General features: G+C 63.1%; 23 protein-coding genes. 8 read left to right on the top strand and 15 right to left on the bottom strand.

The window, feature by feature from the left end; all coding sequences use genetic code 11:
* Positions 1 to 47: 47 nt before the first annotated feature.
* The gene (locus tag B5F27_RS01805) at positions 48 to 1,154 is read right to left on the bottom strand and encodes an alpha/beta hydrolase (protein WP_144066468.1); all 1,107 of its coding nucleotides are present in this window, start codon (positions 1,152 to 1,154) and stop codon (positions 48 to 50) included.
* A 207-nt stretch (positions 1,155 to 1,361) separates the two neighbouring features.
* Between B5F27_RS01805 and B5F27_RS01810 the strand changes: the two genes are divergently transcribed.
* Entirely contained in the window at positions 1,362 to 2,126 is a 765-nt protein-coding gene (locus B5F27_RS01810) for a DUF975 family protein (RefSeq protein WP_087364261.1), read from the top strand.
* 26 nt (positions 2,127 to 2,152) lie between these two features.
* Positions 2,153 to 2,677, top strand: a complete 525-nt coding sequence (locus B5F27_RS01815) for a GNAT family N-acetyltransferase (protein ID WP_087364263.1) — start codon at positions 2,153 to 2,155, stop codon at positions 2,675 to 2,677.
* Positions 2,678 to 2,748: 71 nt separating this feature from the next.
* On the opposite strand, the gene B5F27_RS01820 is transcribed toward B5F27_RS01815, so the two are convergent.
* The 3 genes from B5F27_RS01820 to B5F27_RS01830 all read right to left on the bottom strand — a co-directional run bounded on the left by B5F27_RS01820 (position 2,749) and on the right by B5F27_RS01830 (position 4,634).
* Entirely contained in the window at positions 2,749 to 3,255 is a 507-nt protein-coding gene (locus B5F27_RS01820; protein ID WP_087364265.1) for an HD domain-containing protein, read from the bottom strand.
* A gap of 45 nt (positions 3,256 to 3,300) precedes the next feature.
* Positions 3,301 to 3,741, bottom strand: coding sequence for a hypothetical protein (locus B5F27_RS01825; RefSeq protein ID WP_087364267.1), 441 nt, complete (start codon positions 3,739 to 3,741; stop codon positions 3,301 to 3,303).
* A 116-nt stretch (positions 3,742 to 3,857) separates the two neighbouring features.
* Positions 3,858 to 4,634, bottom strand: coding sequence for an alpha/beta hydrolase (locus tag B5F27_RS01830; protein WP_087364269.1), 777 nt, complete (start codon positions 4,632 to 4,634; stop codon positions 3,858 to 3,860).
* A 222-nt stretch (positions 4,635 to 4,856) separates the two neighbouring features.
* Between B5F27_RS01830 and htpG the strand changes: the two genes are divergently transcribed.
* The 4 genes from htpG (at position 4,857) to B5F27_RS01850 (ending at position 9,172) form a co-directional block, all read left to right on the top strand.
* Positions 4,857 to 6,785 carry a molecular chaperone HtpG gene (gene htpG / locus B5F27_RS01835; RefSeq protein WP_087364271.1) on the top strand — a complete coding sequence of 643 codons (1,929 nt, stop codon included), beginning with the start codon at positions 4,857 to 4,859 and terminating at the stop codon, positions 6,783 to 6,785.
* Positions 6,786 to 6,892: 107 nt separating this feature from the next.
* Positions 6,893 to 8,059, top strand: coding sequence for a 5-bromo-4-chloroindolyl phosphate hydrolysis family protein (locus B5F27_RS01840; protein WP_087364273.1), 1,167 nt, complete (start codon positions 6,893 to 6,895; stop codon positions 8,057 to 8,059).
* A 31-nt stretch (positions 8,060 to 8,090) separates the two neighbouring features.
* Positions 8,091 to 8,921, top strand: a complete 831-nt coding sequence (locus B5F27_RS01845; RefSeq protein ID WP_087364276.1) for an RNA methyltransferase — start codon at positions 8,091 to 8,093, stop codon at positions 8,919 to 8,921.
* 17 nt (positions 8,922 to 8,938) lie between these two features.
* Positions 8,939 to 9,172: a PF20097 family protein gene (locus B5F27_RS01850; protein WP_087245528.1), complete on the top strand. Its 234-nt coding sequence runs from the start codon at positions 8,939 to 8,941 to the stop codon at positions 9,170 to 9,172.
* Between the two features lie 69 nt (positions 9,173 to 9,241).
* Here the strand turns inward: B5F27_RS01850 and B5F27_RS01855 are convergent, their stop codons facing one another.
* From B5F27_RS01855 to B5F27_RS01905, 11 genes are all read right to left on the bottom strand, one after another.
* Entirely contained in the window at positions 9,242 to 10,087 is an 846-nt protein-coding gene (locus B5F27_RS01855; RefSeq protein ID WP_087364278.1) for a Cof-type HAD-IIB family hydrolase, read from the bottom strand.
* 21 nt (positions 10,088 to 10,108) lie between these two features.
* Positions 10,109 to 11,026, bottom strand: coding sequence for a hypothetical protein (locus B5F27_RS01860; protein ID WP_087364280.1), 918 nt, complete (start codon positions 11,024 to 11,026; stop codon positions 10,109 to 10,111).
* Between the two features lie 64 nt (positions 11,027 to 11,090).
* On the bottom strand, positions 11,091 to 12,176 hold the full coding sequence (locus tag B5F27_RS01865; RefSeq protein ID WP_087364282.1) for a hypothetical protein: 1,086 nt from the start codon (positions 12,174 to 12,176) through the stop codon (positions 11,091 to 11,093).
* A gap of 36 nt (positions 12,177 to 12,212) precedes the next feature.
* Entirely contained in the window at positions 12,213 to 14,327 is a 2,115-nt protein-coding gene (gene ftsH, locus B5F27_RS01870; protein ID WP_164488768.1) for an ATP-dependent zinc metalloprotease FtsH, read from the bottom strand.
* 118 nt (positions 14,328 to 14,445) lie between these two features.
* Entirely contained in the window at positions 14,446 to 14,997 is a 552-nt protein-coding gene (gene hpt, locus B5F27_RS01875) for a hypoxanthine phosphoribosyltransferase (protein ID WP_087245518.1), read from the bottom strand.
* A 3-nt stretch (positions 14,998 to 15,000) separates the two neighbouring features.
* Positions 15,001 to 16,473 carry a tRNA lysidine(34) synthetase TilS gene (tilS, locus tag B5F27_RS01880; RefSeq protein WP_087364286.1) on the bottom strand — a complete coding sequence of 491 codons (1,473 nt, stop codon included), beginning with the start codon at positions 16,471 to 16,473 and terminating at the stop codon, positions 15,001 to 15,003.
* A gap of 1 nt (position 16,474) precedes the next feature.
* Positions 16,475 to 17,884, bottom strand: coding sequence for a replicative DNA helicase (gene dnaB, locus B5F27_RS01885; RefSeq protein ID WP_087245514.1), 1,410 nt, complete (start codon positions 17,882 to 17,884; stop codon positions 16,475 to 16,477).
* A gap of 127 nt (positions 17,885 to 18,011) precedes the next feature.
* Entirely contained in the window at positions 18,012 to 18,467 is a 456-nt protein-coding gene (rplI, locus tag B5F27_RS01890; protein ID WP_087245512.1) for a 50S ribosomal protein L9, read from the bottom strand.
* A gap of 145 nt (positions 18,468 to 18,612) precedes the next feature.
* Positions 18,613 to 19,716, bottom strand: coding sequence for a UDP-galactopyranose mutase (gene glf, locus B5F27_RS01895; protein WP_087364288.1), 1,104 nt, complete (start codon positions 19,714 to 19,716; stop codon positions 18,613 to 18,615).
* Between the two features lie 113 nt (positions 19,717 to 19,829).
* On the bottom strand, positions 19,830 to 21,809 hold the full coding sequence (locus B5F27_RS01900; RefSeq protein ID WP_242956738.1) for a DHH family phosphoesterase: 1,980 nt from the start codon (positions 21,807 to 21,809) through the stop codon (positions 19,830 to 19,832).
* 58 nt (positions 21,810 to 21,867) lie between these two features.
* Positions 21,868 to 23,673 (bottom strand): ribonuclease J, encoded by a 1,806-nt coding sequence (locus tag B5F27_RS01905; RefSeq protein ID WP_087364290.1) that lies wholly within the window; start codon positions 23,671 to 23,673, stop codon positions 21,868 to 21,870.
* A gap of 546 nt (positions 23,674 to 24,219) precedes the next feature.
* On the opposite strand from B5F27_RS01905, the gene rnhA reads away from it, so the two are divergent.
* Both rnhA and mnmA read left to right on the top strand, forming a co-directional pair.
* A complete protein-coding gene (gene rnhA, locus B5F27_RS01910; protein ID WP_087245506.1) occupies positions 24,220 to 24,681 on the top strand; it encodes a ribonuclease HI in 462 nt (153 codons plus the stop codon).
* A 1-nt stretch (position 24,682) separates the two neighbouring features.
* Complete coding sequence (gene mnmA / locus B5F27_RS01915; RefSeq protein WP_087245504.1) at positions 24,683 to 25,750, top strand: tRNA 2-thiouridine(34) synthase MnmA; 1,068 nt, start codon at positions 24,683 to 24,685, stop codon at positions 25,748 to 25,750.
* Positions 25,751 to 25,834: the final 84 nt, after the last annotated feature.

The raw sequence follows: 25,834 nt of genomic DNA on the forward strand, positions 1-25,834 counted from the left end.
TGTTGTTCACCTGAGCTTTCCTGTTTTGTTGGGGGAAGCGGAGCCGGTCAGGCCGCAGGATGGGCCTCCACCGCCGCCTCCCAGAAGGATGCCGCATCGTATAACCAGCCGGCGGCGTCGGTACCGGCGCCGTTGCCGCTGCCATGGGGTGCATGGTCATAGATCACCAGCTGGTGCATAACACCCGATTCCTCCAAAGCTTCCTCCAGAGCCAAACTCTGCAGGGACGGGAACATCCCTTTCAGGCTGCTGTCATCCCGGCCGAACCAATGGAACGTGGGGGGATAATTGGCCGTCACCTCGGCGGGCACTTCGATATTATAGAAGTAGTCCCCCGGGGCCAGATGGTCCCCCGGCCGGCCGCCGTCGTACATATAGAACAGCAGCGGCTTGCCATAGACATAGTTCAGGATGGGATAGGCCAGCAGCAGCGCGCCCGGCTTGGGCAGGCCGTAATTGCTGTAGCCCATCCGGTCGGTGCCGAAGATACCGCACAGTTGTCCGCCCGACGAAAAGCCCACCAGGGCATAGTCCTCCGCCTGGACCCCCAGTTCCCCGGCGTGTTCCGTAATGAACTGAACCGCCCGGACCAGGTCGTTGTAGTTGGCGTTGTCGGTCAGGTTATGGCCCATCCGGTACTTCAGGATGAAGGCCGCATACCCCATCTCGTGAAGCTGACTCACCGCGCCGCAGCACTCATCCACCTGGGCGCTGCGCTCCATCATATTCCCCGACAGCAGCAGGGCATATTTCGCCCCCGGCTCCTCGGCGGGAAAATAGTAGATTTCCGCGTCGGCCCGGGAGGGTTCCTGGGCGATCTCCTCCTGGGTGTAGAGGGGGTAGGTCACCTGAATGCCCTTGTTGTAGTTGTCGATGATGAGGTTCAGCCCCGCCACCGCGTCCGCAGCGGTGTCGCCGGTATACTGCCGCAAGGTCCAGTTGGCGTATTCCCAGGGCTGTTCCGGCCAAAGGCTGCCCCGGTCCCAGCTGTCAAAGCCCGAGCCCACAATGCCTTCGTTGGCGTGGAGCTCGGCCACCGTGGATTCTGTGGTCAGGTAGGGTGCCTGGGCCCGGGCGGGCGCGGCCAGCAGCGCGCCCAGCATCAGCCCCGCCGCGCCGATGCACAGTTTTTTCTTGGCTGTGAACATATTCATGATTCCTTTCCGTCCTGCCGGCCCCGCCTTGTCTGCCGGTGCAGGGGGCGGGCGGCCGGCGTACCCAACCCTATTGTAACCGTCCGGGGCCGTCTTGTCAAAACCTTTGCGCAGGGCGCAGCATTGTGCTTTGGGTCAAAATCTGCTATACTGTGAATACCTCTTGCCAAAACGATTTGTTTTCTTTCGATAAGGAGGTCCTTATTTATGTGGACACGCGCCCTTTTAAAAGCCAATGCAAAAACGGTGCTGCGGCGCAGCTACTGGAATATCTTTTTGATGTGCCTGATCGCCTCGATCCTCACCGGCAGCGTGGATCTCAACATCAACTTCAGCGGAAACAGCGGGGGCAGCTCCTCCGGCGCTGTGGAACAGGCTTCCCGCCTGCTGGGCGGCAATCCCATCACCGCCATCCTCAGCACGGCCTTTCTGATGCTGGGCATCCTGGCCCTGGTTCTGGCTCTGGTGGTCGTCCTGTGCTGGGGCATCCTGTTCACCCCCATCATCCGGGTGGGACAGTGCCGCTACATGATGGAAAACCGCTCCCGGGAGACTAGCCTCAAGGTCCTGTTCTCGGGCTTCACCACCAACTACTGGGGCCTGGTCAGCGGGATGTTCTACGTCAATCTGCGGATTTTCCTCTACACCCTGCTGCTGGTGATCCCGGGCGTCATCAAGAGCTATCAGTACACCTTTGTGCCCTATCTGCTGGCCGAAAACCCCAATCTGGAGGCCGCCCGCGCCGCTGAGATCAGCACCATCATGACCGACGGGGAAAAGTGGAACATCTTTGTGCTGGACCTGTCCTTCTTTGGATGGAACATTCTGGGCTATCTGCTGTTCGGCCTGGGCATTCTGTTTGTCAACCCCTATTATGAGGCAACCAAGGCCGAGCTGTATGCGGCCATGCGGGCCAAGGTAGTGGCCTCCGGATATGTATCCGAGGCGGAGCTGTCTGGCCAGATATTCTGATACGAAAGAACGGACGAACAATTTACATGGATGAATCAATGTTGATCCGGCCCATGCGGCCCGACGACTGGCCTGCGGTCGCCGCAATCTACCAGGAGGGAATCGCCACCGAGCACGCCACCTTTCAAACCGCCTGCCCGCCTTACAGTGCCTGGGACGCCTCCCACATCAAGGAATGCAGGCTGGTGATTCTGGCGCCGGATGGCCAGATTGCGGGTTGGGCTGTGCTCTCCCGGGTAAATATGCGCTGGTGTTACCGGGGCGTCGCCGAGGTGAGCATCTATGTGGGGGAGCGGTACCGGGGCCGGGGCTACGGCTATCACCTGCTGATCGCCCTGTGCCGGGAGGCCGAGCAGGCCGGATACTGGACGTTGCAGTCCACCGTCCTGCAGGACAACGAGGCCAGCCACCGCCTCCACACCAAATGCGGTTTCCGGGAGGTGGGCCGCCGGGAGCGGATTGCCCGGGACTGCCATGGCCGCTGGCTGGACACCTGGCTGATGGAGCGCCGCTGCCCTGCCGACGAGCCCCCCGGCTACAAAAAACTGTAAACCAAACAAAAAATCCCGCTGTCATCGGACAGCGGGATTTTCTTGTGTTTTGGATGTATTCTCCGGGGAGATCAGACGCAGATGGCCTTCTGGCGGTTGCGGTACATGGCCTCAATCACAGCACAGTACTTGTCGGCAATGCAGACAATCACGGCCTCGCGGCAGGACGGCGCATGGAACAGCGTCAGGGGCCACATATGGCTGCGAATGATGTTCTTCTCCTTGGCGGTCAGGCCAAAGCAGCGGTCTGCATTGTCCCGGGCCAGCAGCGGATGGATGAAGCCGTGCATCTTAAAGATGGTGCGCAGGCCGCTGCAATTCTGGAAGCGGCCCTCCACGTGCCAGTCGTACAGGTAGAAGTCGTGGAGCAGGGCGCCCACGGCCAGCGCGGTTTCGTCCGCGCCCAGATGAAAACGTCGGTTGATCCAGAAGCTCACCCGGGCCACATTCCGGCAGTGTTCAAAGGTGGTCACGCAGCCGTGCTGGATGTACTGATCCATTTCCTGCACCCGCGGGTCCTCCTCATATTTCTGCAGGATGCCCTGGAGATGTACGCGTTCTGTTTCAGACAGACCCATAGAGTTCCTCCTTGTATCATCGCCTGCCCCGGCTGCCTCCTGCTCTCAGGAGCGCAGCTGCACCGGGGATGAATCCCCAAAATTTTCGGCATCCGAGGGATTGGCGCGCCGCAGGGTCAGGTCCACAATGTACTGGACCCCGTCCCCCAGAGCTTCCAGGTCGGCCAGCTTGGCCTTGGCTGCGGCCTCGTCCGGGTACCACTGGAGGAGGAAGAAGTTCTCCGCCTCCACGCCGTAGTAAAGCCAGACGCCGTCGGCCCGCAGCAGATCATCCAGATGATCCACTTCGTCGCCGTCCAGCAGGCCCAGGCCCTCCTCGGCATAAATGCTCTCGGGCTCCACCTGCATGGTCTCGATCACACGGATCGAGCTGTCGACGTATTCGTCCTGGGAAATGCTCTTGTCGGACCGCTCCCACCCGGTCAGAAATGCCTGCATCAGCAGGCCCTTCACCGAAATTCTGGGCTGGTTGTCATGGAATGGCATACAGATCGCTCTCCTTTTTCCGGAGCGGATGCCCTCCGCTCCATAGTATACAAAATCGGTTTGTCTATGTCAACCGTTTTCCACAATTTTTTCTTCGTATTTACGCAAAACACGCATCACACATGGTAGCCGAACTGTTCCCCCAGCCACTCGGCCGCCAGCTGGAACCACCGGCCGGGATGGGGCATCTCGTTGCCCACCTCGGCGGTGCAGACGCTCAGGCCATGTTTGCCGCGGGGGAACAGGTGGGCCTCACAGGGCACGCCGGCCCGGTGCAGGGCCGACACCAGCATCAGGGTGTTTTCCACCGGGACGGTGGCGTCCTCCATGGTGTGCCAGACAAAGACCGGCGGCACCGCCGGGGTGATTTTGTCCTCCAGGCCAAAGGCGCGGTGGGCCTCCAGATCCCCGGTGCCGGACAGGCGGACAAAGCTGCCCCGATGGGCATAGGGACCCGCCGTCACCACCGGATAGCTGAGGATCAAAGCGTCGGGCCGCTGCTGGTCCGCCGGACGGCCGGGCAGGTCCAGCACCGCCGAGGACAAGGCCAGATGCCCTCCCGCCGAGAATCCGCACACCGCAATCTGATGGGGCCGGATGCCCCATTCCTCTGCCCGGGCCCGCAGCAGGGCCAGGGATTCGCTCAGCTCCGAAAGAGGCCGGTAGTCCCGGGCCCCATCCTCCACGCTGTACCGCAGCACGGCGGCATGATATCCCGCCGCCAGAAACCGCAGGGCCACCGGGTCGCTCTCCCGCTGGCTGACGTGTTCATAGCCGCCCCCCGGCACCACCAGCACCAGAGGCCGGGTGGCGGTCAGGGGCATCACGGCCGCCGGTTCCCACAGGTACACCGTCAGCTCGGCGGCGCCTGCTTTCAGCTTTTCAACTCTCATTGCGTTCTCCTCCCGGGCGGCGGCTTTCCCTTTGCCGGGCGCGGCCGCCCGACTCCTATTGTACCGCAGAGGGCCCCGGCTGGAAAGAGGATTTTTAAACTTTTTATGAAGGAACCCCCGCAGGGCTTGATTTTCGGGCTGAAACGGTGTATATTAGCACTCAGAACATTTGAGTGCTAAGTTATACTGGCACTGGTTGAGAGAAGAAAAGAGGTTTTTGCTATGGCAATGCAGCCGTTCCAGGCCGAAAGCAAAAAGCTGATGGACCTGATGATCAATTCGATCTATACCAATAAAGAAATCTTCCTGCGGGAGCTGATCTCCAACGCCTCCGACGCCATCGACAAGCTCTATTTCAAGAGCCTGACCGACACCTCGGTGGGGATGAACCGGGAAGATTTCCGCATCCTGCTCACCCTGGACAAGGAAAACCGGATGCTGACCGTCTCGGACAACGGCATCGGCATGACCCGGGAGGAGCTGGAGCAGAACCTGGGCACCATCGCCCACTCGGGCAGCCAGGACTTCAAGACCGAAAACACCGATGAAAACATCGACATCATCGGCCAGTTCGGCGTGGGCTTCTACTCTGCCTTTATGGTGGCAGACCATGTCACCGTCATCACCCGGGCCCACGGCAGCGACCAGGCCTGGCAGTGGGAGTCCAGCGGCGTGGAGGGCTATGAAATCACCCCCGCCGAGAAGGAAACCGCCGGCACCGACATCATCCTGCACATCAAGGACAACACCGACACTGAAAACTACGACAACTACGTCTCGGAGTACGGCGTGTCGGCCATCGTGAAGAAGTACAGCGACTACATCCGCTACCCCATCCAGATGGAGCGGACCAAGAGCCGCCAGAAGCCCGAACCCGATCCCAAGCCCGAGAACTACACCCCTGAGTGGGAGGAGTACACCGAGCTGGAGACCCTGAACAGCATGGTGCCCATCTGGAAAAAGCAGAAGAGCGAGGTCACCGACGAGGAGTACAACACCTTCTACAAGAACCACTTCGGCGACTACGCTGATCCCGCCCGGGTGATTGTCAGCCGGACCGAGGGCACTGCCAACTACAACGCCCTGCTGTTCGTCCCCTCTCACCGCCCCTACGACTACTACACCAAGGAGTACGAGAAGGGCCTGGCCCTGTACGCCTCGGGCGTCCTCATCATGGACAAGTGCGCCGACCTGCTGCCCGATTACTTCAGCTTTGTGAAGGGCATCGTGGACAGCCAGGATCTGAGCCTGAACATCAGCCGTGAGACCCTCCAGAAGGACAGCCAGCTCAAGCTGATCCACAACGCCCTGGAGAAGAAGATCAAGAACGAGCTGAACGCCATGCTGGTCAACGACCGGGAGAAGTATGAGGCCTTCTGGAAGGAGTTCGGCCGTCAGATCAAGTTCGGCGCCTACTCTGACTACGGCATGCATGCCGAACTGCTGCGGGGCCTGCTGCTGTTCTACTCCGCCAAGGAGCAGAAGATGGTGACTCTGGAGGAGTACGTGGAGAAGATGCCCGCCGAGCAGAAGTACATCTACTTCGCCGCCGGCGACTCCGCCGACCGTCTGGCCAAGCTGCCCACCGCATCCCTGGTGCTGGACAAGGGCTATGACCTGCTGCTCCTGACCGAGGACGTGGATGAGTTCTGCTTCCAGATCATGCACAGCTTCCCCCGCAAGGACGCCGAGGGCAAGGACGGCACCGTTGAGTTCAAGAACATCAACAGCAACGACCTGGGCCTGGAGTCCGAGGAGGAGAAGAAGGCCGCCGAGGAGGCCACCGCTGAGAACAAGTCCCTGTTCGACGCCATGAAGACCGCCCTGGAAGGCAAGATCAAGGAAGTGCGGGTTTCCACCCGTCTGAAGGATCACCCCGTCTGCCTGTCGGCCGACGGCCCCCTGTCCATCGAGATGGAGAAAGTGCTGTCCCGCCAGCCCGGCAGCGAGGACGTCAAGAGCGACAAGGTGCTGGAAATCAACGCCTCTCACCCGGTCTTTGCGGTCCTGAAGGCTGCTCAGGAGGCCGGCGACACCGACAAGGTGGCCCAGTACAGCCAGATCCTCTACGCACAGGCCCAGCTGATTGAGGGCCTGCCGGTAGACGATCCCGTCGCCTACGCCGACGCCGTCTGCGCCCTGATGAAGTAAGGGCCGCTCCCCCTCTCAAAAATCAATCTTAACAAACGAGCCGTGTTCCATTATAATAGAAGGAGCACGGCTCGTTTTGTCGTCTTAGCTTGGGAGGTCATCATCTTATGCAACCGCAACGCAGACACTATTTCGCGCATATTCCCACCATTGCCCTGCTGATTCTGCTGGGCCTGGCGCCCTGGCTGTCGGTGATTCTGTTCATCGTCCGGGCCATCGACCGGGACAGCGAAAAGAAAGAGCTCCGGGCCGCCCGGGAGCGTCAGGAATACGCTGCCGACTTCCGTCCACAGGACACCCGCCAGGCCAACTCCCAAAACGAGCCCTACAACTACAGCGCCCACTACACAGCCAATCACGACCACCCCACCCTGGAACAGCAGCGCTCCAAGCGTCATCAGCAGAAAATCACCCAGCTGTGCACCATAGCGGGAGCCATCCTGCTGTTCATCGGCGCAGTCAGCCTGCCCGACGCTGTATCCCATCTCATTTTTACCCGGTCCATCTACGACCGGCTGTTCCTCAACGACTGGAAGGATTTCTTCATGGCGGTGGCCCAGATTGTGGGCGGCGGCGGAGCCCTGGCCTTCAGTCTGATGCTCAAGCGGGTCAGCAAACTGGAGCGCCAGCTGGACAAGGTGGTGGGCGACCAGGACAACATCCCCCTGCAGGAACTGTTTGCAGCCGCCGGCATCCCCGCCGACAAGGGCCGCAAAATCCTGGAAAGCGCCATTGACCACGGCTATTTCGGCCCCGATGCCTACATCGACAACCGCACCGACTTTCTGGTGGTGCGGGGCGCTGCCCCCATCCCTGCCTCGCCGGCCCCCGAACCGGACCCCACCGACGAGACCCAGTACGAGAAATTGCTGCGGCAGCTCCATCAGGCAAGCAGTGCCCTGTCCGACCCCGTCATGCAGGAAAAGGCCGCCCGGCTGGAACAGATTTCCGCCCGGATTTTCGCCCTGGCGGAGAAAGACCCCTCCAAACAGGAGCAGCTGCGGAAATTCATCAGCTATTACCTGCCCACCTCCCTCAAGCTGCTGAACACCTATGCCCAGCTGGACAGCCAGGGGGTGGCTGGCGAAAACATCACCCGCACCAAGCAGAGCATCCAGCGGTCTCTGGACCTGCTGGTCACCGCCTTTGAAAACCAGCTGGACAAGCTGTTCCAGTCCGACGCGCTGGACGTGTCGGCGGACATTGCCGCCCTGGAAGGGATGCTGAATCTGGACGGCCTGTCGGGGGACAGCGGATTCTCGGTCCAGCCGTGACACGCCATCATCCTGTCATCAAGGAGAAACCATGCCGAATATCATTGAAATCACCGATCTGAACAACCCTGCCCTGGACGTGTTCGCCCGGCTGACCGAAAATCAGCTGCGAAACCGTCTGGAGCCCGAGAAAGGGGTTTTCATTGCCGAGAGCCCCAAGGTCATCGCCCGGGCCCTGGACGCAGGGTATCAGCCCCTGTCCTTTTTGATGGAGCGCCGGAAAATCGACGGTCCCGCCCATGAGGTGCTGGCCCGGTGCGGCGACGTCCCCGTCTACACTGCCGACCGGGAAATCCTCACCGCCCTCACCGGCTACCAGCTGACCCGGGGTGTGCTGGCCGCCTTTCACCGGCCGGCCCTGCCCCCGGTGGAAGCCCTCTGCCAGGGAGCCCGCCGGGTAGCGGTACTGGAAAACATTGTGGACTCCACCAACGTGGGAGCTATTTTCCGCTCGGCGGCGGCCCTTCACATTGACGCCGTCCTGGTGACCCCCTCCTGCTGCGATCCCCTCTGCCGCCGGGCGGTGCGGGTCAGCATGGGAACGGTGTTCCAGGTGCTCTGGACCCAGATTGGCGCTTTGCCCGCCGACTGGCCGGGGGCAGGTCTGGCCCAGCTTCACGAGCTGGGGTTCAAGACCGCCGCCCTGGCCCTCAGCGACCGGTCGGTGTCCATCGACGACCCGGCCCTGATGGCCGAGGACCGTCTGGCCCTGATTCTGGGCACCGAGGGGGACGGACTCTCTGCCGAGACCATCGCCCAGTGCGACTACACCGTCAAGATCCCCATGTCCCACGGGGTGGACTCTCTCAACGTGGCCGCGGCCAGCGCGGTGGCCTTCTGGCAGCTGCGGGCCCGGGACTGATCCGGAGGTAAGGCAATATGGACTGTCCTTTCTGCCACACTCCCATGCACGAAGGTTATCTGACCATCGGCGGGCCGGCTCTGTGGACCGCCCAGAGCCATCCCCTCACCCTTTTACCCTATCCCGATGAAACCTACGCGCTGCAGCTGGGGCAATGCTGGTTCGGCCCCCACCGGATCGCGAGTTTCTGCTGCCCCCAGTGCAAGCGGATCATTCTGGATGCCAGCTCCTACCCCAACAAAAACCTGTAACAAAACACCGCGCGCCTCCGACCCACAAAGAGCCAAAGACACGCGGTGTTTTTATGTACGCGGTTTAGTTTAAATCAGGCCCAGCTCCGCGAAGGCGCGGGCGATGCCGTCCTCCTTCACCGAGGGGCAGACCCGGTCACAGCGGGCTTTCAGCGCCTCAGCACCGTTGGCCATGCAATAGCTGATGCCGGCCACATCGGTCATTTCCAGGTCGTTTTCGCTGTCGCCAAAGGCGATCACCGACGCAGTTGGGACGTCCAGGTATTCACAGATGCGGCGGATGCCCTCTCCCTTGTTGAACTTGCGGTTGATGAGCTCGCCATTGATGCAGCCGGGACCGTGGTTGAAGGTGGTCTGTTCGCAGAACACAAACTGATCCCCAAAGGCCGCCTTGGCCGGGGCCAGCGCCTCGGCCCGGTCGGCGATGTAGCAGATTTTATAGACGGGCTCCCCCTGATACTCGGTCAGGGGCCGGATCAGCATTCCATCGGCAAAGGCCTGCCGCCAACGCTCCAGCTCACTGTTCAGGGAACCGGGGCGGGACTTCTGGTAGGAGGACAGACGTTCCATCATCTGGGTCCCGCCAAAGGTGGCGTCCCGGGCCTCCAGGGTGCACTCCACCCCGTTGGCTTCCAGAATGGCCCGCAGGCCGTCGCTCTGGGCCTTGTCCATGGGGCAGTCAAAGAGGACCTTGTCCCCGCAGACCACATACCCGCCGGCGCTGGACACATAGCCGTCAAAGCCATAGTGGAGCACCGGAGAGGTCATTTTATAGTTGCGGCCGGTGCACAGGAATACCTTGTGGCCATTGGCCCGGGCCTTTTCCACCGCCTCTACGGCGCTGGCCGGCGGCTCCATCCGGCCCGGCTCGATCAGGGTGCCGTCGATATCCAGAAAAATCAGTCGCTTTTCCATCCTGTTCCTCCCCATCTTGTCTCAGAAAATCCACAATCCCATGCCGGCGGCCCGCATCAGCAGGCCGATGACCAGCGCCGCCACCGCCAAAAACAGGGCGGCCTGACTGCCGGTGTCCTTCTCCTTTTTGGCGCGGCCGGCGGTCCGTCCCCGGCCTTTGGAGCTGCTGCGGGTGCTGCTCTGCCCTGTCTTGCGGGACGTGCTCCCCGACCCGGTTTTGCCGGAGGAGCTGCCCCGGGAACCGGACGCGCCGGTTTTGGGGTCTTTCTCCCTGGTTCCGGAGCGGGTCCCCGCGCGGGCGGCAGAGGCGTTCTTTTCCCGGGCTGCGGCGGCCTTCTGGCGGGCCGCGCCGGTGGGATACACGTTGACCTCAGGAGCAGACTGCCCGGCCTCGGGGGCCTCCTGTTGGGGCGGAGGGGCGTTTTTGCCCCCGACGCCGCACCGGCGAAGGTATTCGCTGGAGAGCTCATAGTATTTGGCCAGCTCCCGCTCGCTGAAAGCCGTCCCGGCGTAGGCCTCCTCGATGCACTCCACCGCCTCGTCAAAGAGAATGGCCGCGCGGCCGCCGCTGGAGCGGTCTGCCGCATGGGCGGCCTCGTTGCGGGCCATCCGCACCGCGTTGCAGGCCCGGCGGGCGGACCCGGGGTGGGCGGTACTGCCCAGCAGGTCCAGCGGCTGGGAGGCATCGTTTTCGGGGTCCAGCAGGACCCGCATGCAGAGGGTGGTATCCAGCTGCTGCCAGCTGGTCTTCCGCCCGATGTCGGGCATATGTCCGTAATAGGCCGGGCTCTCCTCCTGGCGGCGTTCCAGATGTTCCAGCAGGGACTCAAAACTGTGGGCGCCGGGCTTGTTCTCCCAGTGCCAGCGCAGAATCCGCCGGCTGATCTCGTCACAGGAAGCCTTGATCTCAAAAGCGGCCTGCAGGTATTCCTCGGGCATCTTCTCCCCCCTTTCTCAACTCAAAACAGGGGGAGCGGCCAAAACGCGCTCCCCCCTGCGGGTGTTACATAAAGAACTGATAGTACACAAAGCCGTACAGCGCAATGCCCGCACAGATGAGGGCGGTCACCGGCGGCACCCAGCGGACGATATTCTCGGCCACCGGGTCGCGGTCATCTTCCTCATCCTCGTCGTCCTCCACTGGGGCGGCGCGATTGCAGCGGGTAGGCTGGTCCTTCCAGCGGTCCGCCGCACGGACGGTGCGGGTGGCGCCGGCCTCTTCCTCGTCCTCCAGGTCATCGTCCCGGCGGCGGGAGGTGAGGGGCGGCTGGCTGGGCTGGGTGAACAGCCGGGTTTCCTGGCTGACCCGGGGGGTGGACTCCCGCCGGGAGGGCTGCACCGGCTCAAAGGCACGGGTGCCGCCGGTCTCCACCGGCCCGCCCACAATACGGGTGGGCTCCACATCCTCCTGCTCGGCCGGGGCGGGCGCGGGGGCGGTCACCTCCGCCGTATCGCCGCCCTGGGGAGGCAGGTCCTCGGAATCGGTGTCCTGCTCGGGCTGCATCAGGGTATTCAGAGCGTTCTGAAGCAGGATGCGGTCAGAGCCGCACTCACTGCAGTAGACGGTGTCCTCTTCCTTGGGGTGGAAGGCACCGCAGGCGCAATACCAGCCGCAGTCCAGCACCTGGGGCGCATAGCGCATCCCCTTGCGGCCCATCCGCTCCTCCAGGGCAGCGGCCAGGTCGTCGGGCAGGGTGCGGGGCGCCGGCAGCCGGACCCGCTTGATGTTGTCCAGCTTGACCACCCGCTTGCCGTTGTAGACGTTGCAGAGAACCACGTCCACGCTGACAATGGGTTTCTGGGTGATAAAGACCGCATCGTCCATGCCGAACAGTTCCCCGGGCTTGACGTCCAGGTCCCGGTACTCGAATTCGTCCTCACAGAGGACCTCGCCGCCGGTGGTTTTGCACTTGAAGCGGATCTCCAGGGCGGTCAGATTCACCCGGGAAATATTTTTGAAGGTCAGGCAGACGGCGCGGTCTCCGCTGACGCTGCCTTTGAGCAGCTCCACGCGAACAAACTGGACCGGGCTGCCCGGGGTATAATAGTTGGCTCTGGTTTGAGCAATCGGGTCAAAACTTTCCTCCACTGCACTCACTCCTTTGCTGTCTGCTGAGGCGGCTGGTTACGGCTGTTCCGGCTTGTGGTCCGGATTGGTTTCGTCCTGGGCGGCGGGCTGGGCCGGGGTCTCTTCCACCGGCAGCTCCGCTGCATCGCCGGCAGGGGCCGCATCCTCTGCGGCCGGGGCGGCAGGGGCCTCAGGGGCCGGCACCGGAGTCTCCTGAACCGGAGCTGCGGGGGCAGCCGGCTGGACGACCGGGGCGTCCTCATCCTTCCGCGGCGGCAGCTTCTCGCCCCGCATGATGGCGTTGAACTCGGCCTCGTTCAGCTTCTCGCGCTCGATCAGGGCCTGGGCCAGGGCGTGCAGCTGATCGATGTGCTCGGTCAGGGTGCGGCGGCAGGTCTCATAGGCCTCGTCGATGATATCGCGGATTTCGCTGTCGATCTCGGCAGCGGTGGTCTCACTGTAGCCCTTGCCCTGGGCAAAGTCGCGGCCCAGGAAGGTTTCTTCCTGCGAAGTGCCATAGACCACGGGGCCCAGACGCTCCGAGAAGCCGTAGCGGGTGATCATCTGGCGGGCGATGTTGGTGGCCTGCTGCAGATCGTTGGAGGCACCGGTGGAGATGTCATCCAGGATCAGCTGCTCGGCCACACGGCCGCCCAGGCTGGACACGATGTCCTCGAACATCTCGCCGCGGGTCACATAGGAACGATCCTTTTCCGGCAGGTACATGGTATAGCCGCCCGCCTGGCCGCGGGGAATGATGGTGATTTCGTGGACGCGGGGGTGGTGCTTGCAGTAGAAGCCCGCCACAGCGTGGCCCGCCTCGTGATAGGCGGTGAGCTTCTTCTCCTCAGGGGTGACCACGCGGCTCTTCTTCTCGGGGCCGGCCATCACCTTCATGGAAGCTTCCTCGATGTCCTCCATGGTGATGGCTTTGCGGTTGCGGCGGGCCGCCAGCAGGGCGGCCTCGTTGACCAGGTTCTCCAGGTCGGCGCCGGCAAAGCCTGCGGTGCGCTGGGCAATCACCTTGAGGGAGACGTCGGGAGCCAGAGGCTTCTTGCGGGTGTGAACCTTGAGGATTTCCTCACGGCCCTTGACATCGGGCAGGCCCACATAGACCTGGCGGTCAAAACGGCCGGGGCGCAGCAGCGCCTTATCCAGAATGTCGGCGCGGTTGGTGGCAGCCATGACGATGATGCCGTCGTTGGCCTCAAAGCCGTCCATCTCCACCAGCAGCTGGTTCAGGGTCTGCTCGCGCTCGTCGTGGCCGCCGCCCAGGCCGGCGCCGCGCTGGCGGCCCACGGCGTCGATCTCATCGATGAAGATGATGCAGGGCATGGTCTTTTTGGCCTTGTCGAACAGGTCGCGGACACGGGATGCGCCGACACCGACGTACATTTCCACGAAGTCCGAACCGGAAATCGAATAGAAGGGCACCCCTGCCTCGCCGGCGCAGGCACGGGCCAGCAGGGTTTTACCGGTGCCCGGAGGGCCTACCAGCAGGACGCCGTGGGGAATCCGGGCGCCCAGAGAGTTGAACTTGTCAGGGCTCTTGAGGAACTCCACGACCTCCTTCAGCTCTTCCTTCTCCTCGTCCTCGCCGGCCACGTCGGCAAAGGTGGCGGTTTTCTGGTTGGTGGACTCATCCTTGACACGGGCGCGGCCCACGTTCATGACGTTGCCGCCGCCAGCGCCGCCCCGCAGCATCGAAAACAGAATGAATCCGGTGCAGCCCAGCATGGCCAGGTAGAAGAAAATCTCCATCCAGGGCACCGACTCCCGCAGGGCGGTGTAGTCGTACTCCATGGGGGCGTCGGGGTTGGCGGCGTCGTAGGCCTCAATATAGGTCTGAACCTCATTGATGAACAGGCCGGCGTAGGGCAGCTGGTAGCGGACGGTCACGGTGCCGTCCGGATTCTGCTGCACCGAGTCGCCGGAGGTGCTGCCCGAGCCGAACAGGCCCGAAACCAGGCCGCCGGAGGGCACCGAAGCGGTGTCATCGGTGGCGCCGGGCAGGGGCAGGTCGCCCTCCTTGATGGTCATGGTGATGACGCTGGTGTTCCGGTCCAGGGTGAAGGAGGTCACCTGCAAATGTTCAAAGTAATGCACCACCGTGGAATAGCTCATGGTGGAGCCGGTCGTGCTGTTGGAGGTGGTGAACACCGACCAGATCATCAGCACGGCGGCCAGCGCCAGCGCCAGGATCAGCGGGTTCAGGTGCGGTCTTTTCTGCTGCAAAAACAATCAACTCCCATTCTGAAATTATTGGGTGGTTTGTGCCGGCCGCCCGGGGTTATTCCCCCTCGTAGATCTCCGGCTTGAGTACGCCCACATAGGGCAGGTTGCGGTATTTTTCGTCGTAGTCCAGGCCATAGCCCACCACAAAGGCGTCCGGCACCTCAAAGCCGCGGTAATCGGCGGCGATGTCGGTCTTGCGGCGGGCGGGCTTGTCAAGGATGGCACAGATCCGGACCGAATTGGGGTTGCGCATCTTGAGCATCGGCACCAGGTGGGACAGGGTGACGCCGGTGTCCAGCACGTCCTCCACGATCAGAACGTCCCGGCCGGTGAGGTCGGCGTCCAGGTCCTTGACAATCTTGACAAGGCCGGTGGTCTGGGTGTTGGTGCCGCCGTAGCTGGACACCACCATGAAATCAATGCTGCAGTGGATGGTGACCGCCCGCATCAGGTCGGCCATAAAGACCACAGCACCCTTTAAAATCGAGACCAGCAGCAGGTCCTTGCCTGCGTAGTCCCGGCTGATCTGAGCACCCAGCTCAGCCACCTTGGCTTTCAGCTGTTCTTCGGTGACCAGAACCGTTTGAATGTCGTCGCGCATATCCATGACTCAACGTCCTCTCTCTTCTCCCTTTCGGGTTTGTATCTCCAGGTACAGGGTCAGGCCGTCGTCCCCCGGATGAGGGGCCAGGCCTTCCGCAAAGCCTGCACCGCAGACCCATACCACCTCGCTGCCGTCTGCCAGCACCGGCAGGCTGTCCCTCACCTGGGGAGGGATGGCCTGTTCGTTCATCCATTTGCGCAGGGGCTTGGTGACGCTGCGGCCGGCAGGCCGGTACAGGTCCCCCGGCAGGCGGCTGCGCAGGGTAAGGGCAGGATGCAACATGGTTATTCTAGCATAATCTGCTACATTTTTTAAGTCTTTTTTGTGAACGACCTGTGTTTTTTCTTGAAAACTATGGCGGGACAGCCGCACACAGAGCCATTGTCCCCCGCCGAGGGGATATTCGGCCTGTTTTTCGGGGCAGAAGGGCACGGCTTCCAGAGGGGCCGCTGGCGGGGCCGGGGCGTCCTCCTGCCAGAAAAAGCCCTGACCGGCCCGCAGCCGCACCCCGGGGCGCAGCTGGACCGCGCCGGTCCCCTTTTCCACCAGCTGGCACAAAAGGCGGATATACAGCTCCTCCGGGTCCCGATGGGGGGCCACCAGGGCGTGGGCCGCCGCCTCCAGAATCAGAGGGTCGGCCTGCTGGAGCACCTCCAACCGCCAGACCGGTCCCCCGCTTTCCAGAACCCGGCGGACCGCCGGGGGGCAGTCCTGGGGCTCGACCCGGGCAGCCTGGTCCAGCAAGCCGGCGGCGGCCCGGGCAAAATAGGCGTCGGCCTGGGCGGCCTTTTCGCAGAAGCGGGCCAGATTCCGCTCGGCGCCGGCGTTAGCCTGGCGCAGGGCGGGCAGGGCGTCGTGGCGGAGGCGGTTGCGGGCGTAGGCGTCCGAGAGGTTGGTCTCATCGGTGACCCAGCTCTGGCCCCAGGCGGCGCAGCAGGCCTCCACCTCTGCCCGCGTTAAGCAGAGCAGGGGCCGGACATAGAAGTCCCGCACCGGGCGGATGCCCCCCGCCCCATGCAGCCCGGTGCCCCGGGCCAGCCGGAACAGCAGGGTTTCTGCCTGATCTGTAACAGTATGGGCCGTGGCCACCCGGTCTATCCCTTCCCGGCGAAGCCGTTCAAAACAGGCATAGCGGAGATTGCGGGCTCCCGCCTCCCCGCCATCAGCCAGAGGCAGGCCCTCCTCCCCTGCCCGGAACACCCGCAGCTCCACCCCCAGCCGGGCGCACTGGGCCCGGACAAAGGCTTCGTCTGCGTCGGCCGCAGGGCCCCGCAGCCGGTGGTTCACATGGCAGGCGGTAACGGTGATCCCCAGCGGTTCCGCCAGGGCCAGAAGCATCCGCAGCAGGGCCATGCTGTCGGCCCCGCCCGACACAGCCGCCGCCACCCGCTGTCCATGCACAAAAAGCCCGGCCTGCCCACAATGGGCAAGCACCCGGGCTTGGGTTGTCTGGAGGATTTCGGCGTCGTTCTGGCTCATATCAGTGCTGGAAATCCACATCCATAAACCGGGTGTGGGCGCCGTCCCAGCCCAGCGGGACGGTACTGGTCTCGCCGTGGCGGTTTTTGGCCACAATACACTCGGCGGTGTCGGCGTCCACCTCTGCGCCGTCGGGCTGCTGGCTGGCGTAGTAGGAGTCGCGGTAGAGGAACAGAACGCAGTCGGCGTCCTGCTCGATGGAACCCGAATCACGCAGGTCGGACAGCTGGGGGCGGTGGCTGGAATTGCTGCCCTGTTTTTCCACCGCACGGGACAGCTGGCTCAGGGCGATGATGGGGACGTTCATCTCCTTGGCCATGATCTTGAGGTTTCGGGTGATGGTGCTGATCTCCTGGACCCGGTTTTCGGTCCGCAGGCCGGAGGTCATCAGCTGCAGATAGTCGATGACGATCAGGCCGATGTTGGGCCGGCTGGGGTCCTGGTTGATCCGGCGGATCTTGGCTTTCATCTCGGTGATGGTGATGGACGAGGTGTCGTCCATGTAAATGGGGGCATCGTGGAGCTTTTCGGTGGCCAGAGCCAGATACTCCCAGTCCGAGGCGGTCAGAGCGCCGGTGCGGAAGGCCTGGCTGTCGATGCCGGCCTCGGCCGAGAGGATGCGGTTGGTCAGCTGCTCCTTGGTCATTTCCAGGCTGAAAATGGCCACCGGGATGTGCTGTTTCATGGCCACGCGGGTGGCGATGTTCAGCGCAAAGCTGGATTTGCCCATGCCGGGACGGGCCGCCAGGATAATCAGGTCGCCCCGGCCCAGGCCGGTGAGGACGGTGTCCAGCAGCCGGAACCCGGTGGGGATGCCCTTGTACTTGTCGGCGTCGGGGCCGCTGATCTTCTGCAGGTTGGTCAGGGTCTCCACCATGCTGGAGGACAGGGGCGTCAACGCGCTGGAATCCCGGCCGGAGCGGATCTCATACAGCCGCTGCTCGGCGGTTTCCAGCAGCATGGAGGCGTCCGGCTCATCGCCGGCGTCCTGCAGAATGTCGGTGGCCACCCCCATCAGCTGGCGGACCAGATACTTCTCCTGGACGATCTCAGCGTAGGCCTTGACGTTGGAGATGCTGGGCACCGTCTCGGCCAGGCCGGTCAGGTAGACCTTGGCCTCGTCGGGGCTGGCAAAAATATTGTCCGAGACCACCGCATCCAGCAGGGTGACAAAGTCGATGGTCTGGTCGCCGGTGAACAGCCGGATCATCTCGGAATAAATCCGGCCGTTCTGGGTGGCATAGAACATCTCGGGGCGGACGATTTCCACCAGGTCGGTCAAAACGTCCGGCTTGAGCAGGACGGCGCCCAGCACGCTCTGCTCTGCCTGCATACTGTAGGGCGGCTGGATGCCCATGCTCTCCAGATTCAGCTCACTGCCATAGCGGGAACGGCGGCGTTCCTCCGGCATGGGTACTCCCCCTTTCTACCATAAATGGGCATAAATGGGCCAAACGGGCCAAACGGGCTTGCAGCCCTCTTTCAGCCAAAAAAGCGCCCCCTTTTTGCAGGGAGCGCAGCGGCAGCCGTCGCAGCTTTTACGCCTGCTCGACCTCCACGTTCACTTTAAAGCTGGCCACAACGCCCGGATACAGCCGGACCTTGCCGTTGAACACGCCGGCATCCCGGATGTCCTTGATCTCCAGCTCGATTTTCTTCTTGTCCACCGTCTCGCCGGTGGCCTCCGACAGGGCAGCGGCAATTTCCTTGCTGGTGACCTTGCCGAACAGGCGGCCCGATGCGCCGCCCTTGGCCTTGACAGTGACAATGCGGCTGTTGATCTTGGCAGCCAGAGCCTGGGCAGCGGCCACATTCTCCGCCTCATGGAAGTCGGCGGCGGCCTCCTTGCTGCGGGCGACGTTCAGGGCGCTGGCATCGGCCACAGCCGCCAGCTTGCGGGGGAACAGGTAGTTGCGGGCGTAGCCGTCCGAAACCTCATGGATTTCGTCCTTCTTGCCGATTCCCTTGATGTCCTGCTTCAAAATAACCTTCATGGCTGATCCCTCATTTCCGGCCCGGCGGCGTCTGCACACCAGGCCCATTTTCTTCCTTTAGTATACCGCATCCCGGCCGTTTCGGCAAGGGCGCGGCGACGTCTTTTGTGACCGGGTGACAGACCGAAACCCGGTCCGCAGCCCCTCAGCCCAGTTCCTTCCGGACGGCCTCCAGGGCGCTCTCGATGACCTTGTCCATATCGTAGTAGCGGTACTCGCCCAGGCGTCCGCCGAACAGGACGTTCTTCTCTCCGTCGGCCAGGGCCCGGTACTGGGCATACAGGGCGCCGTTCTTGTCGTCGTTGACGGGATAGTAGGGCTCATCCCCCACCTTCCACTCGGCGCTGTACTCCCGGCTGATGACCGTCTTGGGCTGGGTGCCGAACTCAAAGTGCTTGTGCTCGATGATCCGGGTGTAGGGGGTCTCGGCGTCGGTGTAGTTCACCACCGCGTTGCCCTGGTAGTTGTCGGTGTCCAGCACCTCGGTCTCAAAACGGACGCTGCGGTATTCCAGCGCGCCCAGACGATAGCCGAAATAGGCGTCGATGGGGCCGGTATAGACCACGCGGTCGGCCAGGGCGTCCAGAGACTCCTTTTCCTGGAGGTAATCCACCCCCAGGCGGACCTCGGTGCCCTCCAGCATCCCCTCCACCATGGCGGTATAGCCGCCGTTGGGGATGCCCTGATAGAGGGCGTTGAAATAGTTGTTGTCGTAGGTGAAGCGGACCGGCAGCCGCTTGATGATGAAGGCCGGCAGCTGGTCGCAGGGGCGGCCCCACTGTTTGCTGGTATAGCCCTTCACCAGTTTCTCGTAGATATCGGTGCCCACCAGGCTGATGGCCTGCTCCTCCAGGTTTTTGGGCTCGGTGATGCCGGCGGCAGCCCGCTGGCGCTCGATCTCGGCCTTGGCCTCGGCAGGAGTCACCACGCCCCACATCCGGTTGAAGGTGTTCATGTTGAAGGGCATGTTGTAGATTTCGCCGTGGTAGTTGGCGATGGGGCTGTTGGTGTAGCGGTTGAAGGTGGCAAAACGGCCCACATAATCCCACACTTCCTTGGAGTTGGTGTGGAAAATATGAGCGCCATAGCGGTGGACGTTGATGCCCTCCACCTGTTCGGTGTAGATGTTGCCTGCAATGTGGCTGCGCCGGTCGATGACCAGGCAGCGCTTGCCGGCCCGGCGGGCCTCCTGGGCGAAAACCGCGCCGAACAGGCCGGCGCCCACGATCAGATAATCATACTGCTTCATTCCGCTTCTCCTTTGTTCGGGGACGGGCTGGACAGGCCAGCCCGTTGTGCTGAAAAGGCGCGTCTGCTCTGCAGCCGCACCCGTTCAGCGGATGATGGAGGCGCGCCGGGACGTCAGTCCTTGGCGCTGCCCTTCTTCTGGGACGCACGGTAGCCGTCGATGGCGGCGTGGAGGCGCTCCCGGGCCTGGTCCAGGGAGGTGTGCTTGAGGACGGTGGCCGCCATGGTCTGATGGCCGCCGCCGCCCAGGCTCTCCATAATGACCTGGACATTGACCTGGCCCATGCTGCGGGCCGAAATCTTGACCATACTGCCGGTCTGAACCGCCACAAAGCTGGCCTGCACTCCCTCGATGCTCAGCAGGTCGTTGGCTGCCTGGGGAACGGCCACCTGGGCCTCCGCCGGCAGTTCGCCGCTGAGAACCACGGCGCAGCCCTTGTACATCTGCGCCTTGGAGACAAGGCCCGCCTTGGAGTTGTACTCGGTCAGGCTGACGTCAAACAGGGACCAGGCGCGCTCGGTTTCGGCGCCGTAGCGGCGCAGGGCCGCGGCCGCCTCAAAGGTGCGCACGCCGGTGTGAAGGCTGAAGTTCCGGGTGTCCAGCATGATGCCGGACAGCAGGCCCTCGGCCTCCACCCGGGTGGGCTTGTCGTCCCGGCCGCCCACATACTGGAGCAGCTCGGTGACCAGCTCACTGGCCGAGGAGGCGTAGGGCTCATGGCAGACCAGAACGGCGTTCTCGATATAGCCCACGCCCTTGCGGTGGTGGTCAATGACCGCGACTTTGCCGCACTTGTCCAGAATTTCCTTGCTCTCCACCTGGCCAACCTGGTATGTATCGACCACGATGCAGAGAGTCTCTTTGGTGATGATGGCCAGGGCGCTGCGGGGATCAATGAAGTCGCTCTCCTGGCCGGCGTCCTCAATGGCATGGATCAGGCTGGTGGCCAGGGTGGCCTCCCGCCGGACGGCAATGACCGCCGGCACATCGCAGATCTTGCAGATCCGCAGCACGCCCTCGGCCGAGCCGATGGCGTCCAGATCGCTCATCCGATGGCCCATGATGACCACATGGTCCGCCGCCTTGATGAGTTCCACCAGGGCCTCGGCCACGATACGGCTGCGGACCTTGCTGCGCTTTTCCACGCCGTGGCTGACGCCGCCGTAGAAGGTGAAACCGTCGGGGGTCATCTCGGCGGCCTGGTCGCCGCCGCGGCCCTGGGCCATGTCCAGAGCCTGCACCGCCATCTCCTGGGCCTCATGCAGCGTGGGGGCCCGCCGGCCGATGCCGATGGAAATGGACAGGTTGACGCTGGGCTCCAGGGCGCGGATTTTATCCAGCACGTCGTAGCCCTGCTGGGCAAACTGCTCCAGCTGGCGCTCCTCCACCACCGCGATATAGCGGCCATTGGCCACGCGGCGGAGGAAGCCGGTGCCCCGGGCGATCATCCCCTCGATGGTGCGGTTGATCCGCTCCAGCAGGCGGGCGCTCTCGCTGTCCAGCATATCGCTGAACACGTCGTCGTAGCCGTCCACCGAGAAAATCATATAGCCGGGGCGGCTGGCCTTGTATTCGTTCTCGATTTTGCGCAGGGCGGTCTCGTCGTTGAGGACCAGAATACTGGTTTTCTCCTTCCCCTCGCCGTCCACGGTGGAGGCGTGAATCCGCCACACACCGCTGGCGCAGGCCAGAACCTGGCCGTTGGGGGTGCCGCACTGGGCCAGTTCCAGGCCCGGCAGAAGCTTGTTGACCCGGCCGGCCAGCTGGTCGGCGCCGTTCAGCACATAATCCCGGAAGGGGATGTTATACCAGACCACCGTGTCCCCGCTGAGCAGGGCCGCCGGCTGGGACAGGGATGCCAGGCTGTACTGGGTCTTGGAGTTCTCAAAGCTGGTGCCGGTCACCCAGCGCGCCGCCCAGCGGCGCACACGGTACCGGGACACCACCACCAGCACCCCGCACAAAACGACGAGTACCAGCAGCACAGGCCAGACAGCCGGCTGCACCATCAGCAGCAGCAACATCAGCACAGCTGCCAGCAGCGCAAAGCCCGCCGTAAACATTTCCAGCGTCCATCTGGGTTTTTGCTTCATGGCGGATGCCTCTCTTCCCTTCCTCCCGGGGAGGAAAAACTATGCCCGCGGGTCTTGCTCAGACCTCCATCAGAACGGGCAGAATCATCGGGCTGCGCTTGGTACGCCGGTAGATATAGCTGCTGAGAGCCTCGCGCATCCGGGTCTTGACGCTGTTCCAGTCGCGGACGTGCTCCTCGACACAGCGGTTCAGAGCCATCTCGACGGTGCTCTGGGCGCCGTCCATCAGGCTTTCGTTTTCACGCACATAGACAAAGCCGCGGCTCACCAGGTCGGGCCCGGCCAGGACTTTGCCGGTCTTGCTGTCCACGGTGGCCACAATGATGACCAGGCCGTCCTCGGACAGGTGCTTGCGGTCCCGCAGGACCACATTGCCCACGTCGCCCACACCCAGGCCGTCCACCATCACGGCGCCGGCGGTCACCGGGTCGCCCAGTTTGATCTCGTCCTGGGTCAGGATGACGTTGGAGCCGTTCTCGGCGATGAGGATATTGCTGTGGGGGATGCCCAGGCTGGCCGCCGTCAGGGCATGCTTTTTCAGCTGCTTGTACTCGCCGTGGACCGGCAGGAAGTACTTGGGCTTGGTCAGGGTGAGCATCAGTTTCTGCTCTTCCTGGCAGGCGTGGCCCGAGACGTGCACGTCGTACATGCTCTCGTAAATGACCTCGGCCCCCAGCATCAGCAGGCCGTTGACAATCTTGGTGACGCTCTTTTCGTTGCCGGGGATGGGGTTGGCCGAGATGATGATGAAGTCGCCCGGGCCCACCCGCACCTGGCGGTGGCTGCAGGAAGCCATCCGGGACAAAGCGCTCAAAGGCTCGCCCTGGCTGCCGGTGGTGATCAGCACCACTTCCTCGGGGGCATAGCGGTTCAGCTCCTCAATGTTGATGAGGGTGCCGTCGGGGATGTGCATATAGCCCAGCTCCTGGGCCATGGCGGTATTGTTCACCATGCTGCGGCCGCTGAAAGCCACCTTGCGGCCCTCCTGGACCGCCAGGTCGATGATCTGCTGGATGCGGTAGATATTGGACGCAAAGGTGGCAATGATGATCCGCTTGTTCCGGGCCTGGGTGAACAGGTTGTGGACGCCGGCGGCCACCTTCTGTTCGGTGGCGGTGAAGCCGGGGCGCTCGGCGTTGGTGGAATCGCTCAGCAGGGCCAGCACGCCGCGGCGGCCGTACTCGGCCAGGGTGGTCAGATCGGTGGGGCCGCAGGCCAGCGGAGTGTAGTCGATCTTGAAGTCGCCGGTCTGGATGATGACGCCTGCCGGGCTGTCGATGGCAAAGCCCACCGAATCGGGGATGGAGTGGTTGACGTGGATGGGCTCCACCGTGAAGCAGCCCAGACGCAGCTTCTGCTTGGGGGTGATCTCCACAAAGTGGGTGCGGCCCGCCAGGTTGAACTCTTCCAGCTTGTTGCGGATGAGGCCCAGGGTCAGCTTGGTGCCGTACACCGGCAGGTCTATCTTCTGCAGCAGGTAAGGAATGCTGCCGATGTGGTCCTCATGGCCGTGGGTAATCAGCAGGCCCTTGATCTTGTCCTTATTCTGCAGCACAAAGGTGAAGTCGGGGATGACCATATCCACGCCGTACATCTCGCTGTCGGGGAAAACCAGGCCGCAGTCCACGATAATCATATCGCCGCAGCACTCGTAGACGGTCATATTCTTGCCCACTTCTCCCAGGCCGCCCAGAGGATAAATGTGGATGGGCACGCGGGCGCCGCCCTTCTGGACGTTCTGAGGACGCCGGGGGCGCCGGGTATACATGGGGCGGCGGGGGCGCTGGGTCCGGCCCTCACCGCTGGAATTGTTCCGTCTTGCGTTGCTGGACGGGCTGCCCGTATTCTCTTTTGCCTGTGCCATTTGTACCTCCAAAACAAATGCGGCAGGGTATCTTACCCATGCCGACGGGGAGGCCGCGGCATTCTGCCCGGTCTCCGGTAAACAATCGTATTATAAAAAGCCGGTCTCCGGCTCTATGATCTTTTTTGTGATCGATGAGATCTTTTTTGCCCCCGGGGCCTTGGGTCAGCCTGCACGGTCCATCTGCTCAATGCGACCGCGGCCAGCCCCCGGGATGGCAGGCGCATGCTGTACATGCACCCTTCCGCGCGTTCTATTTGGAACAATTATAGTATCTGCACCCGCTTTTGTCAATTCAAGCTTGGGCGACGCAGTCACCAAATATACCACCCCTGGGAGCATACAGGGCGGCCCGGGAGGCAAAATGCATCGTATGTGCGACAAAGCCCCGGGGCGGAGCGGATGTTTTTTCCAAAAATGCCCAGCGGCTCCCCTGCCCCCCGCTGCGGCCCCGGCCCGCGGCCTGTGCATTTGGGCTTGACAGAACGGGTCCGGTGCCTCTAATATAAGAGGTAGAATGCTCTTTACGTTTTGCAGGAGAACAGGATGAAAAAGGTTGAGATCTACACCGACGGCGCCTGCAGCGGCAACCCCGGCCCGGGCGGCTGGGGAGCGGTTCTGCGGTACCGCAGCGGCGAAAAAGTCTATGAAAAGGAACTGAGCGGCGGGGACGCCGCCACCACCAACAACCGGATGGAGCTGACAGCCTTCATCGAGGCGCTGGGCCTGCTGAAAGAGCCCTGCGAGGTGCGCTACTGTTCCGACAGCCAGTATGTCATCAACGGACTGGAAAAGGGCTGGGCCAAATCCTGGCGGGCCCGGGGCTGGAAAAAGGCCGACAAGTCCCCCGCGCTGAACGCCGACCTGTGGGCCAAGGCGCTGGAGCTGGCTGAAAAACACACCATCACCTACATCTGGGTGAAGGGCCATGCGGGGCACCCCGAAAACGAGCGGTGCGACCAGCTGGCCGTAGCCCAGAGCAAAGCACATGGCGGGAGGCAGAATTGACATGAACGACGCATTTTTGCCCGGCAACGGGTTCGACACCTACGAGGAGCAGGACAAGGTCCTGGTGGGGATGAGCGGAGGGGTGGACTCCAGCGTGACGGTGCGGGTGCTGCAGCAGCAGGGCTTCGCAGTGACCGGCGCGGTGATCCGCTTCTCCGACGCCCACGCCGGGGCGGTGGAGGCAGCCCAGCGGGCCGCCCAGCAGATGGGCATTGAGTGCCTGGTGCTGGACGCCCAGGAGCTGTTTGAGCGGGAAGTGGTGACCCCCTTCTGCGCCGACTACTGCGCCGGCCGCACCCCCAACCCCTGCGTCCGCTGCAATCCGGCGGTGAAGTTCACCGCCCTGCTGGCGGCCGCCGACCGTCTGGGCATCCAGTACATCGCCACCGGCCATTATGCCCGGGTGGAGGTGGACGCCGACGGCGTCAGCCGGATTCACCTGCCCGAAAGCATTGCCCGGGACCAGAGCTACATGCTCAGCCGGCTGGACCAGGCGGTCCTCAGCCGTCTGATTCTGCCTCTGGGCGAATTTGAAAAGGACGACGTCCGGGAAATGGCCCGGGACTTCGGCCTGGACTGCGCCGACGCCCCCGACAGCATGGAGATCTGCTTCATTCCCAGCGGGGACTACGCCGCCTACATTGAGGAGCGGGGCCTGTCCGGCAAGGCCGGACGGTTCATCTCCCCCGACGGGGAGGACCTGGGCCCCCACAAGGGCGTCCTCCACTACACGGTGGGCCAGCGCAAGGGCCTGGGCATCGCCCTGGGCGAGCCGGTGTTCATCCGCTCCATCCTGGACAACGGCGACATTCAGCTGGCCCGGGCCGGAGAGGAATATTTCACCACCGTGACGGTGGCCGACCTGGTCACCCCCGACGGCGCTCCCCTGCCCGCCGGAACCTACCAGGTCAAGGTCCGCAGCGCCGCCAAAGCCCAGCCCGCCCGTTTCGACGGGGAGGCCGTCCTGGTCTTTGAAGAGCCGGTGCGGGCCCCTGCGCCCGGCCAGACCGCCGCCTTCTATCAGGACGGCGCCGTGGTGGGCAGCGGCTTCATCCTGCGGGCCGAATAACCCGCCGGCATCCAAAACACATCAAAAAAGAACCCCGCCGCTTCCGGACCGAACCGGGCGGCGGGGTTCTTTTCACACTTTCTT

Source organism: Faecalibacterium sp. An192 (assembly GCF_002160175.1).
Taxonomy (GTDB): Bacteria; Bacillota; Clostridia; order Oscillospirales; family Ruminococcaceae; genus Faecalibacterium.